Source organism: Micromonospora sp. NPDC051227 (assembly GCF_044455385.1).
In the GTDB taxonomy this organism is placed as follows: domain Bacteria; phylum Actinomycetota; class Actinomycetes; order Mycobacteriales; family Micromonosporaceae; genus Micromonospora.
Genome location: NZ_JBITET010000003.1, coordinates 180,282 through 205,437, shown reverse-complemented (window position 1 = coordinate 205,437; position 25,156 = coordinate 180,282). Strand labels below are relative to the sequence as shown.

The following is a 25,156-nucleotide window of genomic DNA, read 5'->3' as shown; positions in this document are numbered from 1 at the left end:
CGGTCCGGCCTACGGCCCTGAGGCTGGCGGGGTGGTGCTGACCGGGTAGCGGGCGCTCTCGAAGGTCCAGTCGATGGTCCCGCGCACGGCGTTCGCGATCCCGTCGAGATGGTCGGCGACCGCCTCGTCCAACGCCGGGCCGAACGACGGCACCGCGGCGCGCAACGCGACGAAGCGCCGCATCGCCTCCCGCCAGTGCTCGGCCGCCCGTTCGACCGCCTCCGCCTCCGGCACGCCCAGTTCGGCCTCGATGGCGAGGACCAGGTTGTGCCCGGCGGCGGTCACCCGGTCCCGTTCCAGCGAGGCCAGGTCGTTGTACCAGGAGAGCAGGTCGTTGCCGGTGCGGGCGATCTGACGCAGCTGCGGGTGGTGGTAGACCGGGTCGGGCAACGGCCGGCCGCTGACGAACTCGACAAGCGGGTACGACACCTCCGCCGCCGATGTCGACCGACGCAGCTCGACGTACTCGTCCATGCTGGGACGGCGGCCGGCCTCCTTGTTGACGGCCTCCTGCCAGGTGCCGTCGAGGTGTCGGGCCACCGCGTCGGCGAAACGGTGCCGCCACCGGGCCGGCATCCGGCGGCGCGGCTCCCGCCAGGCCAGCACCAGCAGTCGCCGCAGCGGGCCGGTCAGCCCGGTCTGTCGCAGCCGGGTGCCGTGGTGCAGTAGTGCCAGGGTGCCGTTGCGCAGCGCCCGGATCTGCTCCGGCGTCAACCGACCCGGCCCGTCGCAGGCGTCGTCCACCAGGAAGAACCAGGTGAACAGTGCGGCCAGCACCCGCAGGTCGGCTTCGGTCGCCGCCGGGTAGAGCCGCGCGGCGTACCGGGCGAAGGCGCCCCGGGACAGCCGGTGCAGCGCGGCGTCGTCCAGTGGAAGACCAAGCTCGGGTAGCAGACCGAGCAGCCAGTCCTGCACACGATCGGCGTGTGGTGGTGGAAGCCGGGGCGGGATCGGACATTCGCCACGCAGCGCCCGGAGGATCTCGCCGGTCGTCACCGATGCCTCCTCTTCGAGATGGTTCCGGTGCGAATCGCCAGCGGCAGCATGTCAGGTCGGTGGGATGCGCAGGTACCCCGTCCGACATGTCGGACTGGACCAACCCGGGGGTGCCCACCAGTGGACCAGCCGGACCAGGCAGGCTGGGGGCATGCGGGAACCATGGGTGGTCGGGATCTCCGGTGCCTCCGGTACGCCGTACGCGGCGGCCGTCATCGGCGGACTGCTCGACGCGGGCGAGCCGGTGGACCTGATCGTGTCCCGGGCGGCACGACTCACAGTGCTCGACGAGACCGGCCGGCCCTTCCGTGACGGGCACTGGGCCGAGGACCTCGCCGCCTGGCTGGACCGGGACCTGACCACTACGGATGTGCGGCACTGGCCGGCCGGCGACCTGGCCGCCGGGCCGAGCAGCGGCTCCTACCGGGTACGCGGGATGGCGGTGGTCCCGGCCAGCACGGCCGCCTGCGCGGGCATCGCGATCGGGCTCTCCAAGGACCTGTTGCAGCGCGCCGCCGAGGTCAACCTCAAGGAACGCCGTCCCGTGGTGCTGGTCCCCCGGGAGACCCCGGTGACCCGCAGCCACCTGGAGCACCTCATCGCCCTGCACGATGCGGGCGCGGTGGTGCTACCGGCCAGCCCCGGCTTCTACGGTGCCGGCGCGGCGGCCAGCGCGCAGCAGTTGGTCGACTTCGTGGCCGGCAAGGTGCTGGACGCGCTCGGCGTCCCGCACACCCTGTTCCGGCGATGGTCCGGCCAGCTCGGCGCAGCCCGAAGCTGAGCCGTCCCGCTCGTGCTGAGTCGTCCGTTCGCGCTGGGCACCGTTGTGCTGCTCAGAACGAGCGGTGGTGCCGCCCGGCTGTTGGCCGAAGCGGGACGCGGACCGGACTGGTGCCCGGTCCGCGTGGCGTTGTCCGCACCAGTTCAGTACATGCCGGCGTTGGCCGGACCCGGCCCCGTGGATGCCGCCGGCCCCACGTTGCGTGGTTTACCGACCTCATCCACCTCGTCCAGCATGCCCTCCCCCTCAAGCAGGGCTCGCACCTCGGATTCCCGAAACCGGCGATGCCCGCCTGGAGTCCGGATGCTTCCTATCCGGCCGGCCGCCGCCCATCTCGTCACAGTTTTCGGGTCTACCCGAAACAGCGCGGCGACCTCACCCGGTGTCAGCAGGCGATCTCCAGTGTCCACAGCCCCCTCCTCGCGTCGACGAAGCCCCCGGCTGAACACACTGCCCCCGGCTGGTGCGTAGCCCAGAGCCGTCATGAGGGACGTATGGCAATTACAGCACCAGGGACATGGCCTGTCCGCCCAAACGCGAAAAATGCACTGAGTGGGGAGTTAGTAATGTTACTGGTGCTACCTCTGCCCTGACCGGCGGTTTATGAACAGTGACTCACCGCTCAGTCCAACGGGTGCCGAAGGCCGCACGTTACGTGTCAACGGTTAAGGTCACTCTCTGTGGATGCCATCGACCTGAGCCTCGTCGACCTGCTGCGCGGCAACGCCCGCCTCTCGTACGCCGAGTTGGCCCGACAGGTGGGCCTCTCGGCCCCGGCCGTGCATGAGCGGGTCGGCAAGCTGGAGAGCAGTGGCGTGGTCCGGGGCTACCGCGCCGACGTGGCCCCGGAGTCGATCGGGCTGGGTGTCACCGCCCTGATCGGCGTCGTCGAGGACTCCGGTGCCGACAGCGACGACATGCTCGAGTCCCTGCGGGTGCTGCCCGAGATCGAATCCTGCTACTTCATGGCCGGCGTGGAGTCGTTCCTGCTCAAGGCGCGGGTAGGCACGATCGCCGAGCTGGAGCAGTTGATCGTGCGGTTGAACCGGACACCGGGGGTGGCCTCCACCCGTACCGCCATCGCGCTCTCCACGAAGTGGGAGAACCGCCCCCAGCCGGTCGGCCCGCCCGCGGCCTGACCGCCGCGTACCCCTGGTGTCGCCCGGGCGGCCGGCGGTAGCGTGCGCCGATGACCCCGCCGGCGCGTCCCGTGGCAGTGGTGACCGGCGCTGCCGGCGGCCTGGGCCGCGCCATCGCCACCGCGCTGCACACCGACGGTTGGTCGGTGCTGCTCACCGACCTCGACCCGGTGGCGGTGCAGAGCGCCGCGGCGCCGCTCGGCGGCTGGTCGGCCGCCCTGGACGTCCGGAACGAGGACGCCTGCGCCTCCGTCGCCGCGACCGCCGCAGGCCGGGGCGACCTGGCCCTCTGGGTCAACAACGCCGGCATCCTGGTCACCGGGGCGTCGTGGGAGCACGACGCCGCGACCCGCCGTCGGGTGCTCCACGTGAACACCCACGGCGCCATGAACGGCACCCTCGCCGCGCTGACCGTGATGCGCGGGCAGGGCCACGGCCACGTGCTCAACGTCGTCTCGTTGGCCGGGCTGGTCGCCGCGCCCGGCGAGACGGTGTACGCGGCCAGCAAGCACGCTCTGCTGGCGTTCAGCCTCGGCACCCTGTCCGACCTGCGGATGGCCGGGTACCGGCGGGTGCACGTCTCCTGTCTCTGCCCGGACGGCATCTGGACCCCGATGCTGCACGACCGGCTGAACGACCCGGGGGCGGTGGCCTCGTTCACCGGATCGATGCTGACCGCGCAGCAGGTGGCGGCCCGGGCGGTCCGGCTGGCCCGCCGGCCACGTCCGGTGGTCAGCCTGCCCCGCTGGCGGGGAGCGCAGGTGCGCCTGTTGGACGCCCTGCCCAGGTTGGCCGTTGCACTCACCCCGCTCGTCCGAGCCGCCGGCCGCGCCGGTCAGCGCCGCCAACGCCGCAGGTCAAGGCCGCCGGACCGGCGCTGATCACCGCTGGCCCGCTTGCTAGGTTTCCGAGCGTGACTCATCTCGACCGGTGCGACGAATCCAGCCGAACCTGGGTGACCGAGGCGATCGCCGCCGTCGAGGCAGACGCGAATCGGTCCGCCGACACCCACCTGCTGCCGTTCCCGCTGCCCCGGGAATGGGGGATCGACCTCTACCTCAAGGACGAGTCGTCACACCCCACCGGCTCGCTGAAGCACCGGCTGGCCCGCTCACTGTTCCTCTACGGGCTCTGCAACGGCTGGATCGGACCACGCACCACGATCGTCGAGGCGTCGTCGGGTTCCACGGCGGTCTCCGAGGCGTACTTCGCCCGGATGCTGGGCCTGCCGTTCATCGCCGTGATGCCCGCCTCCACCTCGCCCGAGAAGATCACGCAGATCGAGTTCCAGGGCGGGCGGTGCCACCTGGTGGACGACCCGGCGAGCGTGGTGGTCGAGGCCCGGTGGCTCGCCGAGGACTCCGGCGGGCACTTCATGGACCAGTTCACCTACGCCGAGCGGGCGACCGACTGGCGGGGCAACAACAACATCGCTGAGTCGATCTACGCGCAGTTGGAGTTGGAGCGGCACCCGATCCCCGCCTGGGTCGTGGTGGGCGCCGGCACCGGGGGCACCAGCGCGACAATCGGCCGCTACGCCCGGTACCGCCGGCTCGCCACCAAGCTCTGCGTCGTCGACCCGGAGAACTCGGCGTTCTACCCGGCCTGGCTGGCCGCCGACTGGTCGGTACGCACCGGTAAGGGCTCCCGCATCGAGGGGATCGGCCGGCCCACCGTGGAGGCGTCGTTCCTGCCCTCGGTGGTGGACCGGATGGTCCAGGTGCCGGACGCGGCCTCCCTGGCCGCCATGCGCGCCGGATCGGCGCTGCTCGGCCGCCGGGTGGGCGGGTCCACCGGCACCAACCTGTGGGGGGCGTTCGGCCTGATCGCCGAGATGCTCGCCGAGCGTCGGACCGGCTCGGTGGTCACCCTGATCTGCGACCCGGGCGACCGGTACGCGGACACGTACTACGCCGACGACTGGGTGGCCGCCCAGGGCCTCGACCTGACCCCGCACCTGGCCACCATCGACCGCTTCCTGGCCAGCGGAGCCTGGCCCGCCTGAACCGGTCAGCGGGCTTGGCCCGCTTGAAGCGGCCAGTGCGCCTGGCCCGCCTGAGGCCGATCGGGCGGCCCTGGCCCGCCGGGGTGCCGATCAGCGTGGGTCGATCCGTTCGGCCAGCCCGGGGTAGCGCACCACGTAGCCGCTGTCGTCCAGATCGATGTCGGCCGTGAAGGTGCCGCTGGCGAAGCGCACCCGACCCGGCCCGAGCCCGGTGTAGATCTGCTCGGCCGGCACCACCTCCAGGCCGGGCAGCAGCACCCAGGCAACGGTGATCCGGTGTGCCACGTCGGCTGGCTCGGCCGCCATCCGAAGCCGGTGGACCGGCAGGGTGTTGAACAGCGGCGAACCGCTCAGGTCGACGTCGAGCGCGTCGGCCAGCCGGTCCGGGTCGTCCGTACCCGGCAGACCGGCCCGGCGATGACCGGCCGCGACCAGGGCCGCGTCCAGGTTGCCCTGCTCGGCGGTGGTCACCCGCCAGCGGCCGGCGGTCCGCTCCAGGGTCACCCGGCGCAGCCAGCCGAGACCCTCGGCCTCGACCTCGACCCGGGTGGTGGCCCAGTCCGGCGTGGTGGCCAGCTGGTAGCGGGCGGTCCACGGGATCGGGTCCACGGCGAGCAGAGTGCCCCGGGCCGCCAACCCGTGGCCGTCGTCGAGCAGGACCTGCTCGCTGCCGGCGGTGTCAGTCCGGGACCAGAAGATTGACTTCGGCATGGTCGGCATGAGCCGGACGTTACGCGACCTGCTCGCTATCGGCAGCGCATGCGCGAACGCCGCCGCGAAGCCTGGGCTTCACGACGGCGTTCGGTGGATCAATCAGTGGGTGCGTGCTGCCGGTCGCCCGCCGAAACCGCGCCGATCGTCACGCGGGCGGTCCTCGCGGGGCCGGTCGTCGCGGGGCCGGTCATCCCGGACCCGGCTCTCCGGGCGGAACCCACCCCGAGCGTCCCGGTCGCCGAAGCGCCGCTCGCCGGTCGGTCGGTCGCCCCGACCGTCGCGGTCACCGAACTGCGGCCGGTCACCGAACCGACGCTCGCCCTGCGGCCGGTCGCCGTATCCGCGAGTGTCCCGATCGGCGTAACGCCGCTCGCCCTGCGGCCGGTCGCCGTAGCTCCGGTCGCCCTGCGGGCGGTCGCTGTGCTGCCGGTCGCCGAAGCGCCGTTCGCCCTGCGGCCGGTCGCCGTAGCTCCGTTCGCCCTGCGGGCGGTCGCCGAAGCGGCGCTCGCCGGTGGGCCGGTCGCCGAAGCGCCGGTCGCCCTGCGGGCGGTCGCCGAAGCGGCGCTCGCTGGTGGGCCGGTCGCCGAAGCGCCGGTCGCCCTGCGGCCGGTCGCCGAAGCGCCGGTCGCCTCCCGTGCGGTCACCGAACCGGCGCGGGCCGCCGGAGCGGTCGCCGTAGCCCCGGGGCTCGGCCTCGACGCGGACCGGGACGCCACTGGGCTCGCGGGCGCCGACCAGCTCGGCCAACGCCGCGTCCCCGACCCGGACCCGGGTCTCGGCCGGCGCGACGCCGGCCTTCTCCATCATCGCCAGGGTGGTACGGCGCTGCTTGGGCAGCACCAGCGTGGCGACCGCGCCCGACTCACCGGCTCGGGCGGTACGCCCCGCGCGGTGCAGGTAGTCCTTGGGATCCTTCGGCGGGTCGACGTGCAGCACCAGGGTGACCCCGTCGACGTGGATGCCTCGCGCCGCCACGTCCGTGGCGACCAGCACGTTCATCCGGCCCTCACGGAACTCGGCGAGCGTCTTGGTGCGCATCCGCTGGGTCTTGCCGCCGTGCAGCCCACCGGCGCGTACGCCGACGGCCGCGAGCTGCTCGACCAGCCGGTCCACCCCGAGCTGGGTACGGGCGAACACCATGGTCCGGCCATCCCGGGCGGCGATCGAGGCCGCCACCGGGAACTTCTCGTGCGGCGGGATCAACAGCATGTGGTGGTCCATGGTGGACACCGAGGCGGTGGACGGCGCCGTGGAGTGGGTGACCGGGTCGGTCATGAACCGCTTGACCAACGCGTCGACGTCACCGTCCAGGGTGGCCGAGAAGAGCAGCCGCTGACCGTTCGCGGGCGTCTTCGCCAGCAGATCGGTCACCTCGGGCAGGAAGCCCATGTCGGCCATCTGGTCGGCCTCGTCGAGCACCGTGACCTCGACGTCGTCGAGCTGGCAGATGCCCCGCTCGATGAGGTCGCCGAGCCGGCCCGGGGTGGCCACGATGATCTCCACGCCGCGGCGCAGCGCGTCGATCTGACGGTCGTACGGAACGCCGCCGACGGCGGTCTTGAGGAAGATGCCGACGGACTTGCCCAGCGGCACCAGAGCGTCGTTGACCTGCATGGCCAGCTCGCGGGTGGGCACCAGGACCAGGGCGCGCGGACGCATCGGCCGGGCCCGGTTGCGGGTGGCCAGCCGGGCGATCATCGGCAGCCCGAAGGCGAGCGTCTTGCCCGAACCGGTCTGCCCGCGGCCCAGCACGTCGCGGCCGGCGAGCGCGTCCGGAACGGTGGCCCGCTGGATCTCGAACGGGCTGGTGATGCCCTGCTGCGCCAGCGCGCGGACCAGCGGCTCGGGCAGGCCGAGAGCGGCGAAGCTGATCGATTCGGCGGTCTCGGTCGGCTCGGCCTGCGCGGTCGCTACCGGCGCGGTGCCGGCCGCGCTCGGGGTGTCGTCGAGCTGTTCCCGGACGGCGTCGGCCGCCGGGACTGAGTTGAAAACGGACGTAACGGTGCTGGGGTCAGCAGAGGTGGTCAACAAAAACCTTTCGAGCGGGGCGCATCTTCGCGATGGCCTGCCGCGGCTGTACCGCCGGATCGCCCGCAAGATCGCCCAGGGGCGCACACCACGCGCGCCGGGTCAGTGATCTCGGCCAGTGTACGGCGGTCTGGCGAAGCCGCCAGCCGGTTGGCCGACCGTAGTGGGCGGACTCACGATCGCTGGCACTCGCTGGCTCACCCCTTGAGCACGCTGCCCACCAGACCGTCCAGGGCGTCACCAGCCAGCAGGACGACCATGACACTGATCGCCACCAGCAGCCCCAGAGCGGCGGCCAGCACGATCATCACCCGGGTGTTACTGGACTGCTCGGCCGGCGTGTCGGACCAGCCCTGGGCCAGGATGTGCCCGGTCAGCGAGCCGGAGGTCTCCACCGCGTTGGCGGGGATCGCGACAGTGGTGAAGCCGGCGCCCTCGCCGTTGCCGTAGACGGTGCCGGCCAGGTCGGTGTGACTGTCGTGCCGCCCACCACGGACGCCGGCAGCGTCCCGTCCGGCGGAACCAGCCGGTGGGCCGCTCGGCGGCGCGGTCACCCGGGAGTTTCCGCTGTTGCCGGTCGACGAAGGGGCCCCGGCGGTGGACGGTGGCCAGCTCGGCAGCGCTGGTGCGGGCACCACCGGCGGCGCGGAGGCGGCTGCCCCGGCCCATCCGGCACCTGACGTCGGGCGGGTCGCCCCACCGGGGGCCGGCCACCCGGCCGGTGGTGCGGAGACCGAAGCGCTGGCCCGTACGCCGGGCGTGTCGGTCATCGCCGGCGGCGGCGGAAACGGCGGTGCCGGCATCGGGCCGGGCGGGGCCGGCGGTGCCGGCACCGGCGGACCGGGTGGCGGCAGCGGCGGGCTCGGGACGGGCGGCGTCGGCGGGCCGGGGATGGGCGGCACCGGCGAGGGCGGAGGGGTGGGCGGGCCGGGAACGGGCGGAACCGGACCGGGCGGCGGCGTGGGTCGAGGATTCGGCGTCGGCACCGGACCGGGCGGGTACGGACCCGGGGCCGGCGCGGGCTCCGGTTCCGGTGGCGACGGCTCGGTCGGCCCGGGGCCGGGTGGCGTGGGGTCGGGCTCCGGCTCCGGCTCCGGCGTCGACGGCGTCGGGGGCGGGGCCGGCTCGGCACCAACCGGCGCGGCTCGATAGACGGCGGGCGCGCTCTCGCGACGGTCCGGTGTGCCCAGGGCGCTGGCAGTGCCCCGGCTGCTGCTCGGAACCGTGGCGCTGGCCCGGGCCGGCGCGGAGGAGTCGCTTCGCTGGCCCGGCAACGACACGTCGGCTGGGCTGGCCGAGCCGGTCGCACGGTAGGTGGTCGCGGTGACCGGAGCGCTGGCCGGCAGGTCACTGCGGAGAGCACCGGCGGTCACGACGCTGGCACGTGCGCGTACCGGTGCGGCTGCCGAGCTCTCGCGCTCGTCGCCGCCGGCGGATGCGTCGTCATCGGCCTCGGTCGAGACGTCCGCGACGGCCGCTGCCGTGCCACTGCCGACCGGGCCGCTGACAGCCGGGGCGGCGTCGCTGTCAGCGGAGCCGGCGTCGCTGTCAGCGGAGCTGGCGTCCGCCGAGCTGCTGTCGCTGCCTGTCGAGCTGGTGGCGGCCGGGCTGGCATCGCTGGCGGCCACCGGGTCGGCGGTGTCCGGCCCTGGTGGGCCGGCCTGGTCGACCACGGGGTCGACAGTCTCCGCCGGATCTCTCTGCTCGGCCATTTCCGCCCTCCGCGCCATGCTCGCACCCGGACCCGTGACGTCGAGTCGGATGTGCCTGGTTGTCACGGTGCCACAGATCTTCCCGAGCGGACAGCCGGAGCCGGTCGTGGCGGATCAGCCCGTGGCGCTGGGGCTGCTCGTCGCGCTGCCACTGCCCGTCGCGCTCGTGCTGGCCTTCGGCGTGGTCGTCGGAGACGCGCTGATCGGCGCGTTGGTCGGTGCCGAGGGCGCTGTCGTCGGAGTGTTGCTCGGGGTGTTCGACGGCTTCGGCGTGGCGTTGCCGGTCGGGGTGGGCGTCGGGGTGGTCGTCAGCGTGGGCGTCGGCGTGGGCGTCGGCTTGGTGGTCTTCGTGGGCGACGGTGTCGGCGTCGGCTTGGTGGTCTTCGTGGGCGACGGCGTCGGCGTCGGCTTGGTGGTCTTCGTGGGCGACGGCGTCGGCTTCGGGGGCGAGACGGGCGGCGTCGGATTGGTCACGACCGGGGGTGCCGGCACCGCTCCGATCACCCGGGTGGCGGCGTACAGCCGGGACCAGCGGACGACCGAGATCTTGACGACGTCCCCAGTGGTGGGCGCCTGCACCATCTTGCCGTTGCCGATGTACATGCCGACGTGGTGGATCGTCGTCCAGCTGCTGCCCGAGGCGAAGAAGAGCAGGTCGCCCGGGAGCAGCGCGCTCTGCGGGACGGTGCGGCCCCGGGTCGCGGCGTACTGGTCGCGGGAGACCCGGGGCAGGTCGAAGTAGTCGGCGCCGGGGGACCGGTACGCCGCCCACATCAGGCCGGAGCAGTCGAACTGGTTCGGCCCCTCCTCGGACCACTTGTACGGGTCGCCGAGCTGGGCGAGCGCGTACCGGACCGCGGCCAGTGCCCGGGGGTGCGCCGCCATGCCGCTGATGCTCTGGTTGGAGACGTAGCCGGCGCCGATCTGCTGCTCGGCGGCTTCCTGCTGACGTTCGATCTCGATCAGCGCGGCGGCGTTGTCCCGGCGCAGCTTGAGCAGGCTCGCCTCGGCGGTGCGGAGCGCCGTCTCACCGGCGGTGAACTCCGCCTCGGCGGCGACGAGCAGTTCCTTGGCCTGGCTGTGCTTCTGGTACGCGGCCTGCTCGCCGGTGCGGGCCCGGGACAGCTCCCCGGCCACGCCGGTGGTGCCGCCGTCGACCTTCTCGCCACGGGTGATGGCTTGGAGGCGGCTGAGCCCACGGATGTCCTGGGCGAAGTCGCCCGGCGGCAGCGCGGCGGCGGCCTTGACGGCCTCGGCGGCGGCGGTGTCGGCCGTCTGCTGGGCCCGGAGCAGGGCGTCCTGTGCGGTCGCCAGCGCCTTGCCGGCCGCGTCGAGCTGCGCCTGCGCGTCGACGCGTCTCTGCCGCTTCACCAGCAAATCCTCGCCGAGCGCGCCGACCTGGACCTCACCGGCGGAGATCGCGGTGGCCAGTGGGCCGTTGCCGATGTTGACCACCGGCGGGGCGGGCACGCCAGCGACCGGCGCGCCGCCGGGCAACTGAAGCGAGCCGGTGACCGCCGGGCGCGAGCCGGTGTCCGGCGCGGTGGTCGGCACGCCGGGCTCCGCGTACGCGGGGGTGGCCAGCACGGCCGCGGCGATCGCGCCGAGCAGGGCGGCCCAGAGCTTCGGACGCAGGACCGGCGAGATCACCGGGCTCCGTCGTCGCTGCCGTCGCCCGCGCCCGCTGTAGACCATGCCGCTCCCCGTCCAACCGCTCGTCGCCGCGCTCGGTGGGCGCGACCGCCGGGACGGTACCAGTGTGTGTGTTCCGCCCCACCTTGTTACTACCGCACCGCGCCACTCATGTCGATGCGTTGCCGGGTTACGGGAGGCTGAGAGTCTGGTGAAGTGGGTCGCTGCCGGCGACCGTGCCGCCGGGCCCGTCGGCACCGCGACGTACGCTCGATCCGGACCGCAGGTGGAAGGGACGTGCCATGGACGCCGGACTCAAGCGTGAGCTCGAAGCGAAGGTGTACGCCGGTGAGCGGCTGACCCGGGAGGACGGGGTCGCCCTCTACGAGAGTGACGACCTGACCTGGCTGGGGCGGCTGGCGCACCACAAGCGCACCGAGCTGAACGGCGAACGGGTGATGTTCAACGTCAACCGGCACCTCAACCTGACCAACGTCTGTTCGGCGTCCTGCGCGTACTGCTCGTTCCAGCGCAAGCCGGGCGAGAAGGACGCGTACACGATGCGCATCGACGAGGCGGTCCGCAAGGCCAAGGAGATGGAGGACGAGCAGCTCACCGAGCTGCACATCGTCAATGGCCTGCACCCCACGCTGCCCTGGCGTTACTACCCGAAGGTGCTGCGCGAGCTGAAGGCGGCGCTGCCGAACGTGAAGCTCAAGTGCTTCACCGCGACCGAGGTGCAGTGGTTCGAGAAAATCAGCGGCCTGAGCGCCGACGAGATCCTCGATGAGCTGATGGACGCCGGCCTGGAGTCGCTGACCGGTGGTGGCGCGGAGATCTTCGACTGGGAGGTCCGGCAGCACATCGTCGACCACGCCTGCCACTGGGAAGACTGGTCGCGCATCCACGCCCTGGCCCACAGCAAGGGCATGAAGACCCCGGCGACGATGCTGTACGGCCACATCGAGGAGCCCCGGCACCGCGTCGACCACGTGCTGCGGCTGCGCGAGTTGCAGGACGAGACCGGTGGCTTCGCGGTCTTCATCCCGCTGCGCTACCAGCACGATTTCGTCGACTCGGCGGACGGCAAGATCCGTAACCGGATCCAGGCGCGTACCACGATGGCCTCGCCGGCCGAGTCGCTGAAGACGTTCGCCGTCTCGCGGCTGCTCTTCGACAACGTGCCGCACCTGAAGAACTTCTGGGTGATGCACGGGCTGTCGGTGGCTCAGCTCTCGCTGAACTTCGGCGTGGACGACCTGGACGGCTCCGTCGTCGAATACAAGATCACCCACGACGCCGACTCGTACGGCACCCCGAACACCATGCACCGGGACGACCTGCTGCACCTGATCTGGGACGCCGGCTTCCAGCCCGTCGAGCGGGACACCCGCTACAACGTGGTCCGGGAGTACGACAAGGCCCCGTCGCTGGCCGAGCGGCGCGCCGAGCCGCAGCAGGTCTGGGCCTGAGCCACCACGTACCCTCGCAGTCGATGACCGAGCAACGAGGACCTGAGCAGCAGGGTGGGTTTCCCCGCCGGGACGTCGAGGGCCGCATCCGTACCCTGGGCGATCTGCTCGGGGTGTGCCTGGCCGGCCTGGTCATCGGCGTGCTCGCGTTGGTGCTGTTCGACTGGGCGTTCGCCTCGATCGGCGCCGGCGACTTCGGGCACACCAACGGTTGGCTGGCGGTGATCCTGCCTGCCTGGCTGTTCTGGGACGACTTCCGGGCCTGGGAGTTCGGCGCGGCCCGGGTGGTGGCGGCGGTGGTCGCCGCCGCCGTCGGGGTGTTCGCCGGTCTGCTGATCGCCGGTCTGGGCGCGGGGTTGCCGCCGCTGCTCTCCGGCGCGTTGGCGGCGGGGGCGTTCACAGTTGCGTACGCGGCCCTCTGGTTCCCGGGTGTCCGCTGGCTGGCCCGCCGGACCGGCTGACCACGACCGCCCGTCGGGCGGCTCGACCCTTCCGCCGGCACTGGCGGGCGACGGAGAGAACGGAGTGGTGCAGGTGAGCGCCGCGCTCAAGTACACGCTGGGCCGGATCGGGCTGTTCGTCGCCGTGCTGGCCGGCCTCTGGCTGGTCGACATGAACGTGTTCCTGAAGCTGATGCTGGCGTTGGTGTTCTCCGCCGCGCTCTCCTTCTTCCTGCTGCGCGGTTGGCGGGACGAGATGGCCGGGGAGATCGCCGAAGCTGCCGAGCGCCGCCGTACCGAGAAGGAACGCCTCCGCTCCGCCCTGGCCGGCGAAGACCAAACCCCCACCCCCACCGACCCCCCCACCCAGACCCCCGACTCCCAGCGTTGACCATGAAGTTATTGCCACGACACGCCGAGTGGTCGGGGCGATAACTTCATGATCAACCGCGTGGGGCGGGCTCCGGGTGGCTGGTGGCTGGGGTTACCAGTTGGTGGAGCCGGGGACCTTGGGCCAGGGCTTTGAGATGGGCTTGATCAGGTACGCGATGCCGCCGGAGCCACCGGAGACGCCACCGCTGGCGTTGGTGCGCTTGGTGCGCAGCCAGATCTGCTCGAACTGCGCACGCTTGTAGACGTTGCGCACCACGTCGTTGCTGGACGAGGCCGGGTCGTTGACGATCACGTCGCCGTCGGCGGTGAAGCCGACCACCACGAACAGGTGCCCGGAGGTGCCGTAGTTCGCCCCGTCCAGCTCGCTGGCGAGGAAGGACTGGCTGGTCACGACGGGGATGCCGGCGGCGATGAAACGCTCCAGCTCGTCCAGCGAGTGCAGCCGGGTCACCCGGCCCTCCAGCCCGGGGAAGCTGGCCGCGTACGCGGTGTTGAACGGCCAGTTGCCCGCGCCGTCGTACGCGTAGTCGTAGGTCATCCGCGCGGCGTGGTTGACCGTCGGGTCGGGGTAGGTCGGGTCCACCCAGGAGGTGTCGGCCGCCGACGGTTTGCGTCCCCAGTACTCGACCACCATCTCTGTCGAGGTGGGTGAGCACCACGCCTCGCCGCCGCCGTCGTACTCCGGGTAGTGCCCGGAGTGCACGTTCTGCGAGTAGCGCGGCACCGGCAGTTCCCGGCCCCAGGCGATGTGCCCGGCGCTCGGCGGCACCGTGAACCGGTCCGGCACCGTGGAGCTCATCGCGCCCAACATCCGGACCACCGGGGCGGCGCTCTGCCCGGGTGCGCGGTAGAGGGTCAGCTTGAGCTGGTACGACCGCAGCAGTACCCCTGCGGTGGCGTCGTCGATGCTGAAGGTGTCGGTCCAGATCGTCGACCAGGGGTCGCCCTGCCGGTTGACGCTGGTCCGCTTGATGTCGGTGTCGCCGGACGCCCAGCGACCCAGGACGTACCACGGGGTCTGGTCGCCGCTGGTGTAGCTGCCCTGCATCTCGACCTGGATCCAGGTGCCGGCGGGGGTCTCCGCGTTCCAGGAGGCGATCAGCTCGGTGGCGTCGAATCCGACCCGGGTCACCGGCGAGGTCCAGGTGCCGTACTCCCAGGTGCGGGTGGCGCCGGTGTGCGGGTCCGCGTACTCGATGGTGCCGGCCGGCCGGGCCAGGGTGACGCCCGCTCGGGCGCCGGGCACGACGCGGGTTCCGGCCCGGCTGCCGCGGTGCCAGTCGGCGGGCCCGGACCAGTCCTGGTAGGTGATCTGCTCGTCGTGGGCGGGGGCGGGCGGGTGGGCCGCCAGCGCGGGCGCGGCGCTGGTGAGCAGGGTGAGCGTGGTGACGCCGGCGAGGGCGGCCGCGCGCAGGCGGGATCTGGCCATGGGTGCTCCGCGGTGTCGAGGGGGCATCGTCGCTGGTCAGTTTTCCGCTTGGAGGGAAGTTTCGCCAGATGTTGATAGGTGGAAAATCATTGCCGCCATGATGATCCGCCTGGGATGGCCAACGCAGCGATCAATGTTGATATGACCATGTGACAGGTGGTGAAGTGTCCTTCACCGAGCGGGATCTCCCGCCCATCGAGGAGGTAGTCCATGGCCCTCCGCACGCCCATCCCCCTCCGCCGTGTCCTGGTGCTCGCTGTCGTCACCGGGCTGGGCATCGTCACCGTCGCCGCCGGTCCGGTCGCCGCCCGACCGGCACCGGACCGCACCGCTGAGCAGGCCGCCGCCGGCTACCGGGTGCTCGGGCCCCGGACCCTCGCCGACCGCAACGCGGTGGCCCGCACCGGAGCCGCCATCGACTACTCCGAACACGGCGTGCTGCACATCTCGGCCACCGCGAGCGAGGCCGCCGCGATCGGCAAGCTCGGCTTCCGGCTGGAACCGCTCGCCCCGCCACCCAACGCCGAGCGCGGTGCCGGCGACTTCGGCACCCAGGCCTTCCCGCCGGCCGACTCGAACTACCACGACTACGCGGAACTGACCGCCGTCGTGAACCAGGTGGTCGCCGACCACCCGGCGATCGCCCGCAAGATCAGCATCGGTTCGTCGTACGAGGGCCGCGACCTGATGGCCGTGAAGATCTCCGACAACGTCGGCACCGACGAGAACGAGCCGGAGATCCTGTTCAACTCCCAGCAGCACGCCCGTGAGCACCTGACCGTCGAGATGGCGATCTACCTGCTCAACCTCTTCACCGACAGCTACGGCAGCGACTCCCGGATCACCAACATCGTCAACGGCCGGGAGCTCTGGATCGTGCCGACGGTCAACCCGGACGGCAGCGAGTACGACATCGCCACCGGGTCGTACCGGTCCTGGCGCAAGAACCGGCAGCCCAACAGCGGCTCGTCCAACGTCGGCACCGACCTGAACCGCAACTGGTCCTACAACTGGGGATGCTGCGGCGGCTCGTCCGGCAGCACCTCGTCGGAGACCTACCGGGGCCCGTCGGCGTTCTCCGCGCCCGAGACGCAGGCGCTGCGCAACTTCGTCAACGGCCGGGTGGTCGGCGGGGTGCAGCAGATCAAGGCCAACATCGACTTCCACACGTACTCGCAGTTGGTGCTCTGGCCGTACGGCTACACCACAGCGAACACCGCGACCGGGATGAACGCCGACCAGTACAACACCTTCGCCACCATCGGTCAGCAGATGGCGGCCACCAACGGCTACACCCCGGAACAGTCCAGCGACCTCTACATCACCGACGGAGACAGCCTCGACTGGATGTGGGCCACCCACAACATCTGGGCGTACACGTTCGAGATGTACCCGGGCTCGTCCGGTGGCGGCGGTTTCTACCCGCCGGACGAGGTGATCCCGGCGCAGACCTCGCGCAACCGGGAGGCGGTGCTGATCCTCAGCGAGTACGCCGACTGCCCGTACCGGGCCATCGGCAAGCAGGCGCAGTACTGCGGCGGCGGTGGCGGCACCACGGTCTGGTCGGACACCTTCGAGACCGCCACCGGCTGGACCATCAACCCGGCCGGCACCGACACCGCCACCCTCGGCGCGTTCGAGCGGGGCGCCGCCCAGGCGACCACGTCCTCCGGAGCCAAGCAGCTCACCCCGTACGCCGGGTCCAACGACCTGGTCACCGGCCGGCTGGCCGGCTCGGCGGCCGGTGACTACGACGTCGACGGCGGCGTGACCAGCGCCCGGTCCCCGGCGGTGACCCTGCCGTCGTCCGGCACGTTGACCCTCTCGCTCGCCTGGTACCTGGCTCACGGCTCGAACGCCTCGTCGGCGGACTACCTGCGGGTGAGCGTGGTGCACAACGGCGGCACCACAGCGCTGCTCACCCAGGCCGGCGCGGCCAGCAACCGTAACGGGAGCTGGGCGGTCGCCAACCTCAACCTGACCCCGTACGCCGGCCAGTCGGTCCGCGTGCTCGTCGAGGCGGCGGACGCGTCCGGAGCCAGCCTGGTCGAGGCGGCTGTGGACAACGTCACCATCACGTCCTCCTGATCGGGTGGGGCCCCGTCCCGCCCCGGCGGGGCCCCACCACCCGCTCCCGAGCCTCCAGATACGGGACATATCCCTACGGTGCCCCGGTCCGGTCGATCGTCCAGCGCCGATCGATCCTTGATCGATCCGGCACCTCGTGGCGGTGCGCTACCGTCTTAGCGACCAGTCCGCAGCGAAGCCGGTGCGAAACCCGGCGCTGTCCCGCAACTGTGATGCCCCACCGGCCGGTGGGGACGAGCCAGGTCGCCTACGGATCGGTCGCGATACGCGCTCTCGAGGAAGGGCGCCTCGTGGGCGGGCGTACGAAAGTCCCTGTCGGCGAAGCACCACACTCCTCGACCGACAGGAGGCCCCCATGTTCAGACGTACCCCTCGGCTCTTCGCGGCGACCCTCGCGGTCACCGCGCTCGCTCTCGGCGCCTGCGCCGATAAGGCCGACGACCAGCCGAACGCCGGCACCGCGGCCGCCGCCTACCCGGTCACCGTCGGCGCGCTCACCCTCGACAAGCGCCCCGAGAAGATCGTCGTGCTGTCGCCCACCGCCACCGAGATGCTCTTCGCGATCGGTGCCGGCCCGCAGGTGACCGCCGTCGACGACCAGTCGAACTACCCGGCCGACGTGCCCAAGACCGACCTCTCCGCCTTCCAGCCGAACGCCGAGGCGATCGCCGGTAAGAACCCCGATCTCGTGGTGCTCTCCGACGACCGCAACAAGATCGTCGAACAGCTCGGCAAGCTGAAGATTCCGGTGTACCAGACCCCGGCGGCGACCACGCTCGACGACTCGTACCGGCAGATCACCGAACTGGGCACGCTGACCGGACACGCCGACCAGGCCACCGACGTCACCACCCGGATGAAGGACGACATCGCCAAGCTGGTCAAGGACCTGCCGCAGCGCGCCGAGAAGCTCACCTACTTCCACGAGCTGGGCCCGGAGCTGTACAGCGCCACCAGCAAGACCTTCATCGGCTCGCTCTACAGCCAGGCCGGCCTGACCAACATCGCCGACCCGGCGGACGCGGACGGCAAGAACTTCGGCTACCCGCAGCTGTCCCAGGAGTTCATCGTCAAGGCCGACCCGGACTTCGTCTTCCTGGCCGACGCCAAGTGCTGCCAGCAGAGCGCCGACACGGTCAAGGCGCGCAGTGGCTGGGCCGGCCTCACCGCCGTGAAGAACAACCAGGTCGTCGCCCTGGACGACGACGTCGCCTCCCGCTGGGGCCCACGGGTCGTGGACCTGCTCCGGGTCATCATCGACGCGGTCGCCAAGGTGCCCGCGTGACAGTCGTCCGTCGGTGACCGGGCCGCGACAGGTGTCCGATCCGGCACCAACCGGCCGGCCGGCCGAGCCGCCGCCGTCGTCTGAGCGGGCCGCGCCTCCTGCCGAGGCCCGGCCCGCCGGGCTACCCGCCACAGTCCGGCCCGCCGGGCAACCTGCCGTGGCTCCGTCTACCAGGTTGCCGTCCACGGCGCGGCCCGCCGGGCTGTCGTCCGGGGCCCGGCCGGCCGGGCTGCGCAAGCGGTGGTTGGTCGCGGGGTTGGTCGCGGTGCTCGTCGCGCTCGTCGTCGGGGTGTCGCTCGGCCCGGTGAGCCTGCCCCCGGGCAGCGTCGCCGCCGAGCTGCTCAACCTGTTTCCCGGGGTGCACCTCGACAGCGGGCTGACCGAGCGCGAGATCGCGATCGTCACCGAGCTGCGCCTGCCCCGGGTGGTGCTGGGCCTGCTCGTCGGCGGTCTGCTCGCCCTCGCCGGTGGTTGCTACCAGGGCGTGTTTCGCAACCCGTTGGCCGACCCGTACCTGCTCGGTGTGGCCGCCGGCGCCGGCCTAGCGGTCACCGCGGCGATCGCCCTCGGCGGCGCCGGCCGGCAGGGCACGCTCTCCGGGTTGCCGATGACCATTCCGTTGGCCGCGTTCGCCGGTTCGCTGCTCGCCGTCACGATGACCTACGTGCTCGGCGCGGCCGGTGGGCGACGCGGGTCACCGGCCATGCTGATCCTGGCCGGCGTGGCGGTCTCCGCGTTCCTCTCCGCCGGGCAGACGTACCTCCTGCAACGACACGCCGACAGCATCCAGCCGGTCTACTCCTGGTTGCTCGGCCGGCTGGCCACCGCCGGTTGGCACGACGTGCTGCTGGTGCTTCCGTACGCCGCGCTGACCACCGTCGTGGTGCTGCTGCACCGCCGCGAGCTGGACGTCCTCGCGGTCGGAGACGACGAGGCGAGAAGTCTGGGCCTGCACCCGCAGCGCACCCGCTACCTGCTGATCGCCGCCGCCTCGCTGGGCACCGCGGCGGCGGTCTCCGCGACCGGGCTGATCGGCTTCGTCGGCATCATCGTGCCGCACACCGTCCGGCTGCTCGCCGGGTCCAGCTACCGGGTGATCCTGCCGATGTCGCTGCTCTTCGGCGGCGCGTTCCTGGCGCTGACCGACGTGGTGGCCCGCACCGTCGCCGCTCCGTCCGAGCTGCCGATCGGCGTGGTGACCGCCCTGCTGGGTGGCCCGTTCTTCGTCCTCGTGCTGCGGACCGCCCGGCGAGTGCTCACGTGAGCCGTGAATCCACCCCCGGTGCGCCGGCCGTCGAGGTGCGCGGGCTGCATGTGGCCCTCGGCGGCACGCCGATCCTGACCGGCGTCGACCTCACCGTCGCCGTGGGCGAGTGGGTCACCGTGATCGGCCCGAACGGCGCCGGCAAATCTACATTGTTGCGCGCCGTCGGCGGCCTGCTGCCCGCGCCGAAGGCGATCACTCTCTTCGGTACGCCGAGTGCCGCGCTACGCCGTCGGGACCGCGCCCGGATAGTGGCCACGGTGGCACAGTCCCCGGTGGTGCCGCCCGGCATGTCGGTGCTGGACTACGTGCTGCTCGGCCGCACCCCGTACATCCCGACCCTGGGTCGGGAGTCGACCGCCGACGTCGACGCCGTGCACGAGGTGCTGGGGCAGTTGGACCTCACCGGCTTCCACCGTCGCGAACTGGCCACCCTCTCCGGCGGTGAACGGCAGCGGGTGTTCCTCGCCCGCGCGCTCGCCCAGGGCGCGACGCTGCTGCTGCTCGACGAGCCGACCAGCGCGCTCGACATCGGCCACCAGCAGGACGTGCTCGAAGTCGTCGACCAGTTGCGCCGCGAGCACGGCCTGACCGTCCTGGCCACGATGCACGACCTTTCCCTGGCCGGCGAGTACGCCGACCGGATGGTGATGCTCGCCGCCGGTCAGGTGGTGGCCGCCGGGACTCCGCCCGAGGTGCTGACCGAGGAGCTGCTCGCGACCCACTACCGGGCCAGCGTCCGGGTGGTCCCCGGCGCCCACGGCCCCCTCGTGGTCCCGGTCCGCCCCACCCGCCCCTGAGCCCGAGTGACGCTGGGTCAGGGGCCCAGGTCGATGACGGAGAAGAGGGCACCCTGGGGGTCGCGGAGGGCGGCGAAGCGGCCCGCCGGGATGTCGCGGGGCGGGACCAGGATCGTTCCGCCCAGTTCGGAGGCGCGGGCCGCGGCGGCGTCCGCGTCGGCCACCGCGAAGTACACCGTCCAGTACGCGGGCAGGTCGGCCGGGAAGTCGGCGGCCAGCGGCGGCATCATCCCGGCGACGATCTGCGTCCCGAGCCGCCACCCGGTGTACGTCATGGCGCCCACCGCCTGGTCGTCGGGCTGCCAGCCGAACACCAGCTCGTAGAAGACCTTCGCGCCCTCGGGATCGGGGGTGACCAGCTCGTTCCAGCTCATCGCGCCCGGCACGTTGAACACCTCGGCACCGGCCATGGCCAGCGGCTGCCAGACGCTGAACGTGGCGCCGGCCGGGTCGGCGAAGACCGCCATCCAGCCCCTGTCGAAGACCTCGAACGGGGGTACGACGACCTGCCCGCCGGCCCGTTCGACCCGGCCGGCGACCAGCTCGGCGTCGTCGGTGGCGAGGTACGTCGACCAGATCGGAATCTGGTCCGGTATCGCGGGCGGGCCGGCGCCGGCCACCGGCTTGCCGTCGAGCAGGAAGACCGTGTAGCCGCCCGCCTCGGGCTCCGGGGTGACCTGGCCGGTCCACCCGAACAGCTCCGGGTAGAAACGCCGCGCGTCGGTCAGGTCCGGGGTGGCCAGGTCGGCCCAGCAGGGCGTACCCGGCGGGACGGTGCTCACGTCAAGACCCCTCTCGGCCGGGGCGGCCACGGCGACCCCCTGCCGGAATCCTGGCACCGTCCCGCCGCGGCTTGGGGCGGAAACGGACGAATCGTCAGCTGAACCGGCGACCCTCGTCCCGCCGGTACGCCCAGCCGGCGAGCGCCGCGAGCAGCACCACCCAGACGCCGAGCATGATCATCGCCAGCGGGTCGACGCGGTAGTCGCCGACCGCCGACCACATCAGCTCGGCCGCGCCCCGGGTGGGCAGGAAAGGCGCGATCGTCTCGATGAACCCGGGTGCTTCACCCGGCGCGGAGAGCAGGCCGCCGCCGAACGCGAGCGGCAGGAAGACGACCTGCGCCACGACGATCGCCGCCTTGCTGGGCAGCGAGTAGCCGATCGCGAGGCCCATCAGCGTGAACGGCACCGAGATGACGGCCACGGTGCCGACGGTCAGCAGGAACGCCGCCGGGGTGATCTGGGCCGCGGTCAGCGTCGCGCCGATCACCACGACCGGGATCAGCGAGAGGTAGGTCAGCGCCAGGCCGGCCAGCACGCGGCCCGCGAACCGGGGCGCGGGTCCGGCCGGCAAGGTCCGGGTGTACGGGTTCCAGGGCTGGTCGCGGTCTTCGGCGACACCGACGCCGTACTGGAAGATGTTGGCGCTCATCACCGAGAAGGTGACCATCGACGCGGTGGCGAAGGTGGCGCCGGCCGAGTCCTCGCCGGCGAACGGCACCACGAAGAAGATCATGGCGGCGGCCGGGAAGAAGGCGCTGCCGACGACGGCCACGGGAATCCGGATGATCTCCAGGAGTTGGTAGCGGGCGTGGACCAGGGCGAGCTGCACGGTGGCCTCCTCAGACGGTGGTGGGTCGGCCGCCGGCAGCGGCAGCGGTGGCTCGGTCGGCGTCGGCGGGCGCGTCCCCGTTAGGCGCGTCGCCGCTGGTGATGGCGAGGAAGGCCTCCTCCAGCGAGGTGGGTCGTACCTCCAGGTCGGTGAAGGCCGTTCCGGCCGTGACCAGCGCGCGAACCAGTTCGTCGGCGTCGGTGGTGAGCAGGTGCAGCCGACCGTCGACCCGTTCGGTGCGCACCACCCCGGGCAGGTCGGGCAGGTGGTCGGCGACGAGGCTGACCCGGCGTACGCCAACGATGCCGCGCACCGCGTCCACTGTGTCGTCGGCGAGCACCCGGCCCTGCCCGATGACCACCACCCGGTGCGCGAGCGCCTCCACCTCCTCCAGGTAGTGGCTGCTCAACAGCACGGTGCCACCGTCGGCGTGGAAGGCCCGGATCGCTTCCCACAGGGTGTGCCGGGCGGCCACGTCCAGGCCCGTGGTCGGTTCGTCGAGCAGCACCAACCGGGGTCGGCCGACGAATGCCAACGCCACCGCCAGCCGGCGGCGTTGCCCGCCGGATAGCCCACCGGTCTGCCGTCGGGCGAGGTCGGCGAGGCCGAAGCGGTCGAGCAGCTCCGCCCGGGGCACCGGGTCGGGGTAGTGCGCGGCGACGAAGTCGACGACCTCGCCGATGCGCAGCGTGCCGGGCAGACCGGTTTCCTGCGGGGTGACCCCGATCTGCCGCCGGCTCGCCGGGTCGCGGGGGTCGCGACCGTTCAACTCGACCCGCCCGGAGCTGGGACGGCGCAGGCCCACCAGCAGGTTCATCAGGGTGCTCTTGCCGGCGCCGTTCGGCCCGAGCAGGCCGACCAGCTCACCGGCCCGGACCTCCAGGTCGACACGGTCGAGGGCGAGGACGTCGCCGTACCGGCGGCTGGCCTGTTCGGCGCGGGCGAGGGTCATGGCTGCTCCTTCGACGGGGTGGGGTCGAGCAGTGCGCGGATCGCTTCGGTGTACTCCTCGAACGCCAGCCGGCCTCGCCGGCTGAGCCCGACCAGGGTCGTCGGGGTGCGTCCACGGTGGGTCTTGCTGATCTCCACGTAGCCGGCGTCCTCGAGTCTGCGCAGGTGCACCGAGAGGTTGCCGGCGGTCATCGCGAGCAGCTCCTGTAGGCGGGGGAACGCGATCTTGTCGCCGACGTTGAGAGCGGAGAGGGTGGCGACCACCCGCAGCCGGGCCTGCGCGTGGATGACCGGATCCAGCTCGGTCACGACTGCTGTCGCTGTCGTTGTCGGCGCCGGGCGAGCGCGCCGGCCACCAGCATTCCGCCACCGCCGGCCACCGCCACGACGAGAGGGTGCCAGCCCGGCCCGGCGAACGCCCCGACCAGGTTGATCACGCTGATCCAGACGCCGAGGCGGAACAGGTCCTGGTCCAGCCAGACCGCCCCGCCGGCCATGTGCAGCGCGCCGGTCAGCCCGACGGCGGTCGCCGACCAGAGCAGCGCCGCCAGGTCGTGCGGCAGGTGTTCGGAGATCCGTCCGAGCCCCGCGTAGACGCTCACCGAACCGAGGGCCCAGGCGTACCCGTACCACTGCCCACGACGGGCGGAGTCGCCGGTCACCTGGCCGTAGGCCCGCACGCTGACCACCGCCTGGGTCGCTCCGGCGGCCGCGAGCAGTATGAAGAGGACGGTCAGCGGCAGCCAGCTCGGCAGGTGGACCAGCGCCCGCTCACCCGGGGGGAACCGCAGGAAGAACAGGCCGAAGCCGACCAGCCAGGCGACACCCCACGGCCAGTAGACCAGGCGGGCGTCGGGATCGAGCCGGCGTGCCGTCGCCGACCGCTGGTCCTGGATCAGCCGGAGCGCCGCCGCGGCGTCGGTGGGTGGTGAATCATCGTCGGGGTCCACGCAAACTACTTTACGGAACAAAGTCGAACCGGGTGACCCCGTCATCACCGACGGGACCACCCGAATGCGGCGAGCAGTGCCTATGGTGGTCAGTCGTGGCGACTGATCGGTCGCACAGGCCACAGGGGAGGGTTCGTGTCAAGCCCGAGCAATGAGTTGGAGGTCCAGCCGGAGGCTCTGACGGCGTTCGCCGCCGGGTCCAAGGATCGGGCGGCCCGTTTCCGCGAGCTGCACCGCGCCTTCGGCGACGGGCACGTGCCACGGCACGCCTTCGGGGTGATGCCGGCGTCCTTCAACCTCGCGGCGACGTACGCCGAGCAGTTCGAGGCGTGCCTGCAAGGGCTGGCCGACGGCGCCGAGATGATGGCGGACATCGCCGAGGGGCTCACCGACACCGCCGCCGCCTACAGCGGCACCGACGTGGCCAACACCGATCTCTTCGTGCCCGGCCGGCCGCCGGCTCCCGACGTCATCGCGCCCGGCCCCTGGTCGGGTGGCACCGGCGCTTCGAACGGTTCGGTGCCGGCGTGAGCACCGAGGCGTTGCAGCGCAACAAGACCTACTTCGAGCAGATCGTCTCGGGCACGCCCGAACCCTTCAAGCCGCTCTCCAACGCGGTGCTCTGGCCGTTCGAGCAGCTGCTGGAGCTGGTCGCCGGCGAACCGGACGACCTGATGCGGGCCGCGCAGCTCTGCCTGGACACCGGCGCGGCGGTACGGGACATCGCCGGTGACCAGATCGCCGACCGGGCCCGGTTGCGCGGCGCCTGGACAGGCGACGCCGCCGAGAGCTTCCATGCCTCGATGGAGTCGGTGGAGGCGGCGATCGAGGAGCTGGCCCAGGGGCTCGACGGCACCAAGGACGTGCTGGTCGAGGCCGCGAACGCGGCGGTGGACGCGTTCAATCTGCTGGTCGAGCTGATCCTCGAGTTCCTGCTCTGGTTCCTCACCGAGGTGATCATCGCGGCGGTGGCCGCGGCACTGAGCGCCGGCGTCTCGTTGGCAGCCACTGTGGTCCGGGTGCTGGCCCGGCTGGCCACCACCGTGGGTCGGATGGTGAAGATCGTCGCCCGGTTCGCCGAGGTGCTCACCCGCCTCGCCGCCCGGTTGGGCAAGGTGGCCGGGCAGCTCCGCAGGTACGCGGACACCGTCATGGAGCTCAAGCAGCGGAAGAAGCAGTACAAGCTGCTCAGCAAGGGCGGCTGGACGCCCGAGGGGCGTGCCTTCCAGGTCGAGAAGTTCAAGACTCTCTTTCCGGGCAAGTTCGTCATCAACCAGGTCTCGCCGGTCAACATCCCCGGTTTCGGCGGTGCCCTGCTGGACACCGGCGTGGGCCTGCACGACATCTCCGACGGGCAGAAGGACCGCAACTACCTGGTGGACGGCACGTACAGCGAAGACCTGGGCCCGTACACAGTGGGTGTGCAGAATGTCTTCGACTCCATCGTGAACTGAGAGGTAGCC

The 25,156-nt window shown here is 71.9% G+C and carries 25 protein-coding genes; 13 read left to right on the top strand and 12 right to left on the bottom strand.

Going from position 1 to position 25,156, the window contains the following annotated elements:
• Window positions 1-9: 9 nt before the first annotated feature.
• Entirely contained in the window at window positions 10-996 is a 987-nt protein-coding gene (locus ACIA47_RS08920) for a terpene synthase family protein (protein WP_396706683.1), read from the bottom strand.
• A 151-nt stretch (window positions 997-1,147) separates the two neighbouring features.
• Here ACIA47_RS08920 and ACIA47_RS08915 point away from each other — a divergent pair, with 151 nt between their 5' ends.
• Entirely contained in the window at window positions 1,148-1,777 is a 630-nt protein-coding gene (locus tag ACIA47_RS08915; RefSeq protein WP_396706681.1) for a UbiX family flavin prenyltransferase, read from the top strand.
• Window positions 1,778-1,920: 143 nt separating this feature from the next.
• Here ACIA47_RS08915 and ACIA47_RS08910 read toward each other — a convergent pair whose 3' ends face one another.
• Window positions 1,921-2,187, bottom strand: coding sequence for a BldC family transcriptional regulator (locus ACIA47_RS08910; protein ID WP_007454516.1), 267 nt, complete (start codon window positions 2,185-2,187; stop codon window positions 1,921-1,923).
• Between the two features lie 270 nt (window positions 2,188-2,457).
• On the opposite strand from ACIA47_RS08910, the gene ACIA47_RS08905 reads away from it, so the two are divergent.
• Genes ACIA47_RS08905 through ACIA47_RS08895 form a run of 3 tightly spaced genes read left to right on the top strand, consistent with a single transcriptional unit; the run spans window position 2,458 to window position 4,921 of the window.
• Window positions 2,458-2,916: an Lrp/AsnC family transcriptional regulator gene (locus tag ACIA47_RS08905; RefSeq protein WP_396706679.1), complete on the top strand. Its 459-nt coding sequence runs from the start codon at window positions 2,458-2,460 to the stop codon at window positions 2,914-2,916.
• Window positions 2,917-2,966: 50 nt separating this feature from the next.
• Complete coding sequence (locus ACIA47_RS08900; RefSeq protein WP_396706677.1) at window positions 2,967-3,797, top strand: SDR family NAD(P)-dependent oxidoreductase; 831 nt, start codon at window positions 2,967-2,969, stop codon at window positions 3,795-3,797.
• A 32-nt stretch (window positions 3,798-3,829) separates the two neighbouring features.
• A complete protein-coding gene (locus tag ACIA47_RS08895) occupies window positions 3,830-4,921 on the top strand; it encodes a PLP-dependent cysteine synthase family protein (protein WP_112603213.1) in 1,092 nt (363 codons plus the stop codon).
• A 90-nt stretch (window positions 4,922-5,011) separates the two neighbouring features.
• Here the strand turns inward: ACIA47_RS08895 and ACIA47_RS08890 are convergent, their stop codons facing one another.
• The 4 genes from ACIA47_RS08890 to ACIA47_RS08875 form a co-directional block, all read right to left on the bottom strand.
• A complete protein-coding gene (locus tag ACIA47_RS08890) occupies window positions 5,012-5,632 on the bottom strand; it encodes a putative glycolipid-binding domain-containing protein (protein WP_396707333.1) in 621 nt (206 codons plus the stop codon).
• A gap of 102 nt (window positions 5,633-5,734) precedes the next feature.
• The gene (locus tag ACIA47_RS08885) at window positions 5,735-7,663 is read right to left on the bottom strand and encodes a DEAD/DEAH box helicase (RefSeq protein ID WP_396706675.1); all 1,929 of its coding nucleotides are present in this window, start codon (window positions 7,661-7,663) and stop codon (window positions 5,735-5,737) included.
• 197 nt (window positions 7,664-7,860) lie between these two features.
• Window positions 7,861-9,375: a hypothetical protein gene (locus ACIA47_RS08880; protein ID WP_396706673.1), complete on the bottom strand. Its 1,515-nt coding sequence runs from the start codon at window positions 9,373-9,375 to the stop codon at window positions 7,861-7,863.
• Window positions 9,376-9,489: 114 nt separating this feature from the next.
• The gene (locus ACIA47_RS08875; RefSeq protein ID WP_396706671.1) at window positions 9,490-11,070 is read right to left on the bottom strand and encodes a C40 family peptidase; all 1,581 of its coding nucleotides are present in this window, start codon (window positions 11,068-11,070) and stop codon (window positions 9,490-9,492) included.
• 239 nt (window positions 11,071-11,309) lie between these two features.
• On the opposite strand from ACIA47_RS08875, the gene mqnE reads away from it, so the two are divergent.
• The 3 genes from mqnE to ACIA47_RS08860 all read left to right on the top strand — a co-directional run bounded on the left by mqnE (window position 11,310) and on the right by ACIA47_RS08860 (window position 13,310).
• Entirely contained in the window at window positions 11,310-12,479 is a 1,170-nt protein-coding gene (gene mqnE / locus ACIA47_RS08870; protein ID WP_091395685.1) for an aminofutalosine synthase MqnE, read from the top strand.
• A gap of 23 nt (window positions 12,480-12,502) precedes the next feature.
• The gene (locus ACIA47_RS08865) at window positions 12,503-12,940 is read left to right on the top strand and encodes a hypothetical protein (RefSeq protein WP_396706669.1); all 438 of its coding nucleotides are present in this window, start codon (window positions 12,503-12,505) and stop codon (window positions 12,938-12,940) included.
• A 73-nt stretch (window positions 12,941-13,013) separates the two neighbouring features.
• Window positions 13,014-13,310, top strand: a complete 297-nt coding sequence (locus tag ACIA47_RS08860) for a DUF4229 domain-containing protein (protein WP_396706667.1) — start codon at window positions 13,014-13,016, stop codon at window positions 13,308-13,310.
• A 93-nt stretch (window positions 13,311-13,403) separates the two neighbouring features.
• Here the strand turns inward: ACIA47_RS08860 and ACIA47_RS08855 are convergent, their stop codons facing one another.
• Entirely contained in the window at window positions 13,404-14,741 is a 1,338-nt protein-coding gene (locus tag ACIA47_RS08855; RefSeq protein ID WP_396706665.1) for a C39 family peptidase, read from the bottom strand.
• 210 nt (window positions 14,742-14,951) lie between these two features.
• Between ACIA47_RS08855 and ACIA47_RS08850 the strand changes: the two genes are divergently transcribed.
• The 4 genes from ACIA47_RS08850 (at window position 14,952) to ACIA47_RS08835 (ending at window position 20,178) form a co-directional block, all read left to right on the top strand.
• Window positions 14,952-16,829 carry a M14 family metallopeptidase gene (locus tag ACIA47_RS08850; protein ID WP_203124402.1) on the top strand — a complete coding sequence of 626 codons (1,878 nt, stop codon included), beginning with the start codon at window positions 14,952-14,954 and terminating at the stop codon, window positions 16,827-16,829.
• Window positions 16,830-17,184: 355 nt separating this feature from the next.
• Window positions 17,185-18,114, top strand: a complete 930-nt coding sequence (locus ACIA47_RS08845; protein ID WP_396706662.1) for an ABC transporter substrate-binding protein — start codon at window positions 17,185-17,187, stop codon at window positions 18,112-18,114.
• Window positions 18,115-18,271: 157 nt separating this feature from the next.
• Window positions 18,272-19,378, top strand: coding sequence for a FecCD family ABC transporter permease (locus ACIA47_RS08840; RefSeq protein ID WP_396706660.1), 1,107 nt, complete (start codon window positions 18,272-18,274; stop codon window positions 19,376-19,378).
• Complete coding sequence (locus tag ACIA47_RS08835; protein ID WP_396706658.1) at window positions 19,375-20,178, top strand: ABC transporter ATP-binding protein; 804 nt, start codon at window positions 19,375-19,377, stop codon at window positions 20,176-20,178. Before ACIA47_RS08840 ends, ACIA47_RS08835 begins: the two co-directional genes overlap by 4 nt.
• Before the next feature lie 17 nt (window positions 20,179-20,195).
• Here the strand turns inward: ACIA47_RS08835 and ACIA47_RS08830 are convergent, their stop codons facing one another.
• The 5 genes from ACIA47_RS08830 to ACIA47_RS08810 all read right to left on the bottom strand — a co-directional run bounded on the left by ACIA47_RS08830 (window position 20,196) and on the right by ACIA47_RS08810 (window position 23,693).
• On the bottom strand, window positions 20,196-20,960 hold the full coding sequence (locus tag ACIA47_RS08830; RefSeq protein WP_396706656.1) for a VOC family protein: 765 nt from the start codon (window positions 20,958-20,960) through the stop codon (window positions 20,196-20,198).
• A 94-nt stretch (window positions 20,961-21,054) separates the two neighbouring features.
• Entirely contained in the window at window positions 21,055-21,792 is a 738-nt protein-coding gene (locus ACIA47_RS08825) for an ABC transporter permease (RefSeq protein ID WP_203124398.1), read from the bottom strand.
• 10 nt (window positions 21,793-21,802) lie between these two features.
• Entirely contained in the window at window positions 21,803-22,744 is a 942-nt protein-coding gene (locus ACIA47_RS08820) for an ABC transporter ATP-binding protein (protein ID WP_396706654.1), read from the bottom strand.
• Window positions 22,741-23,052: a transcriptional regulator gene (locus ACIA47_RS08815; protein WP_203124396.1), complete on the bottom strand. Its 312-nt coding sequence runs from the start codon at window positions 23,050-23,052 to the stop codon at window positions 22,741-22,743. Before ACIA47_RS08815 ends, ACIA47_RS08820 begins: the two co-directional genes overlap by 4 nt.
• Complete coding sequence (locus ACIA47_RS08810) at window positions 23,049-23,693, bottom strand: transporter (protein ID WP_396706652.1); 645 nt, start codon at window positions 23,691-23,693, stop codon at window positions 23,049-23,051. The genes ACIA47_RS08815 and ACIA47_RS08810 overlap by 4 nt, the downstream gene beginning before the upstream one ends.
• Window positions 23,694-23,828: 135 nt before the next feature.
• Here ACIA47_RS08810 and ACIA47_RS08805 point away from each other — a divergent pair, with 135 nt between their 5' ends.
• Together ACIA47_RS08805 and ACIA47_RS08800 are read left to right on the top strand one after the other, a co-directional pair.
• A complete protein-coding gene (locus tag ACIA47_RS08805) occupies window positions 23,829-24,224 on the top strand; it encodes a type VII secretion target (protein WP_203124392.1) in 396 nt (131 codons plus the stop codon).
• On the top strand, window positions 24,221-25,147 hold the full coding sequence (locus tag ACIA47_RS08800; protein ID WP_396706649.1) for a WXG100 family type VII secretion target: 927 nt from the start codon (window positions 24,221-24,223) through the stop codon (window positions 25,145-25,147). The genes ACIA47_RS08805 and ACIA47_RS08800 overlap by 4 nt, the downstream gene beginning before the upstream one ends.
• The last annotated feature ends 9 nt before the right edge of the window (window positions 25,148-25,156 follow it).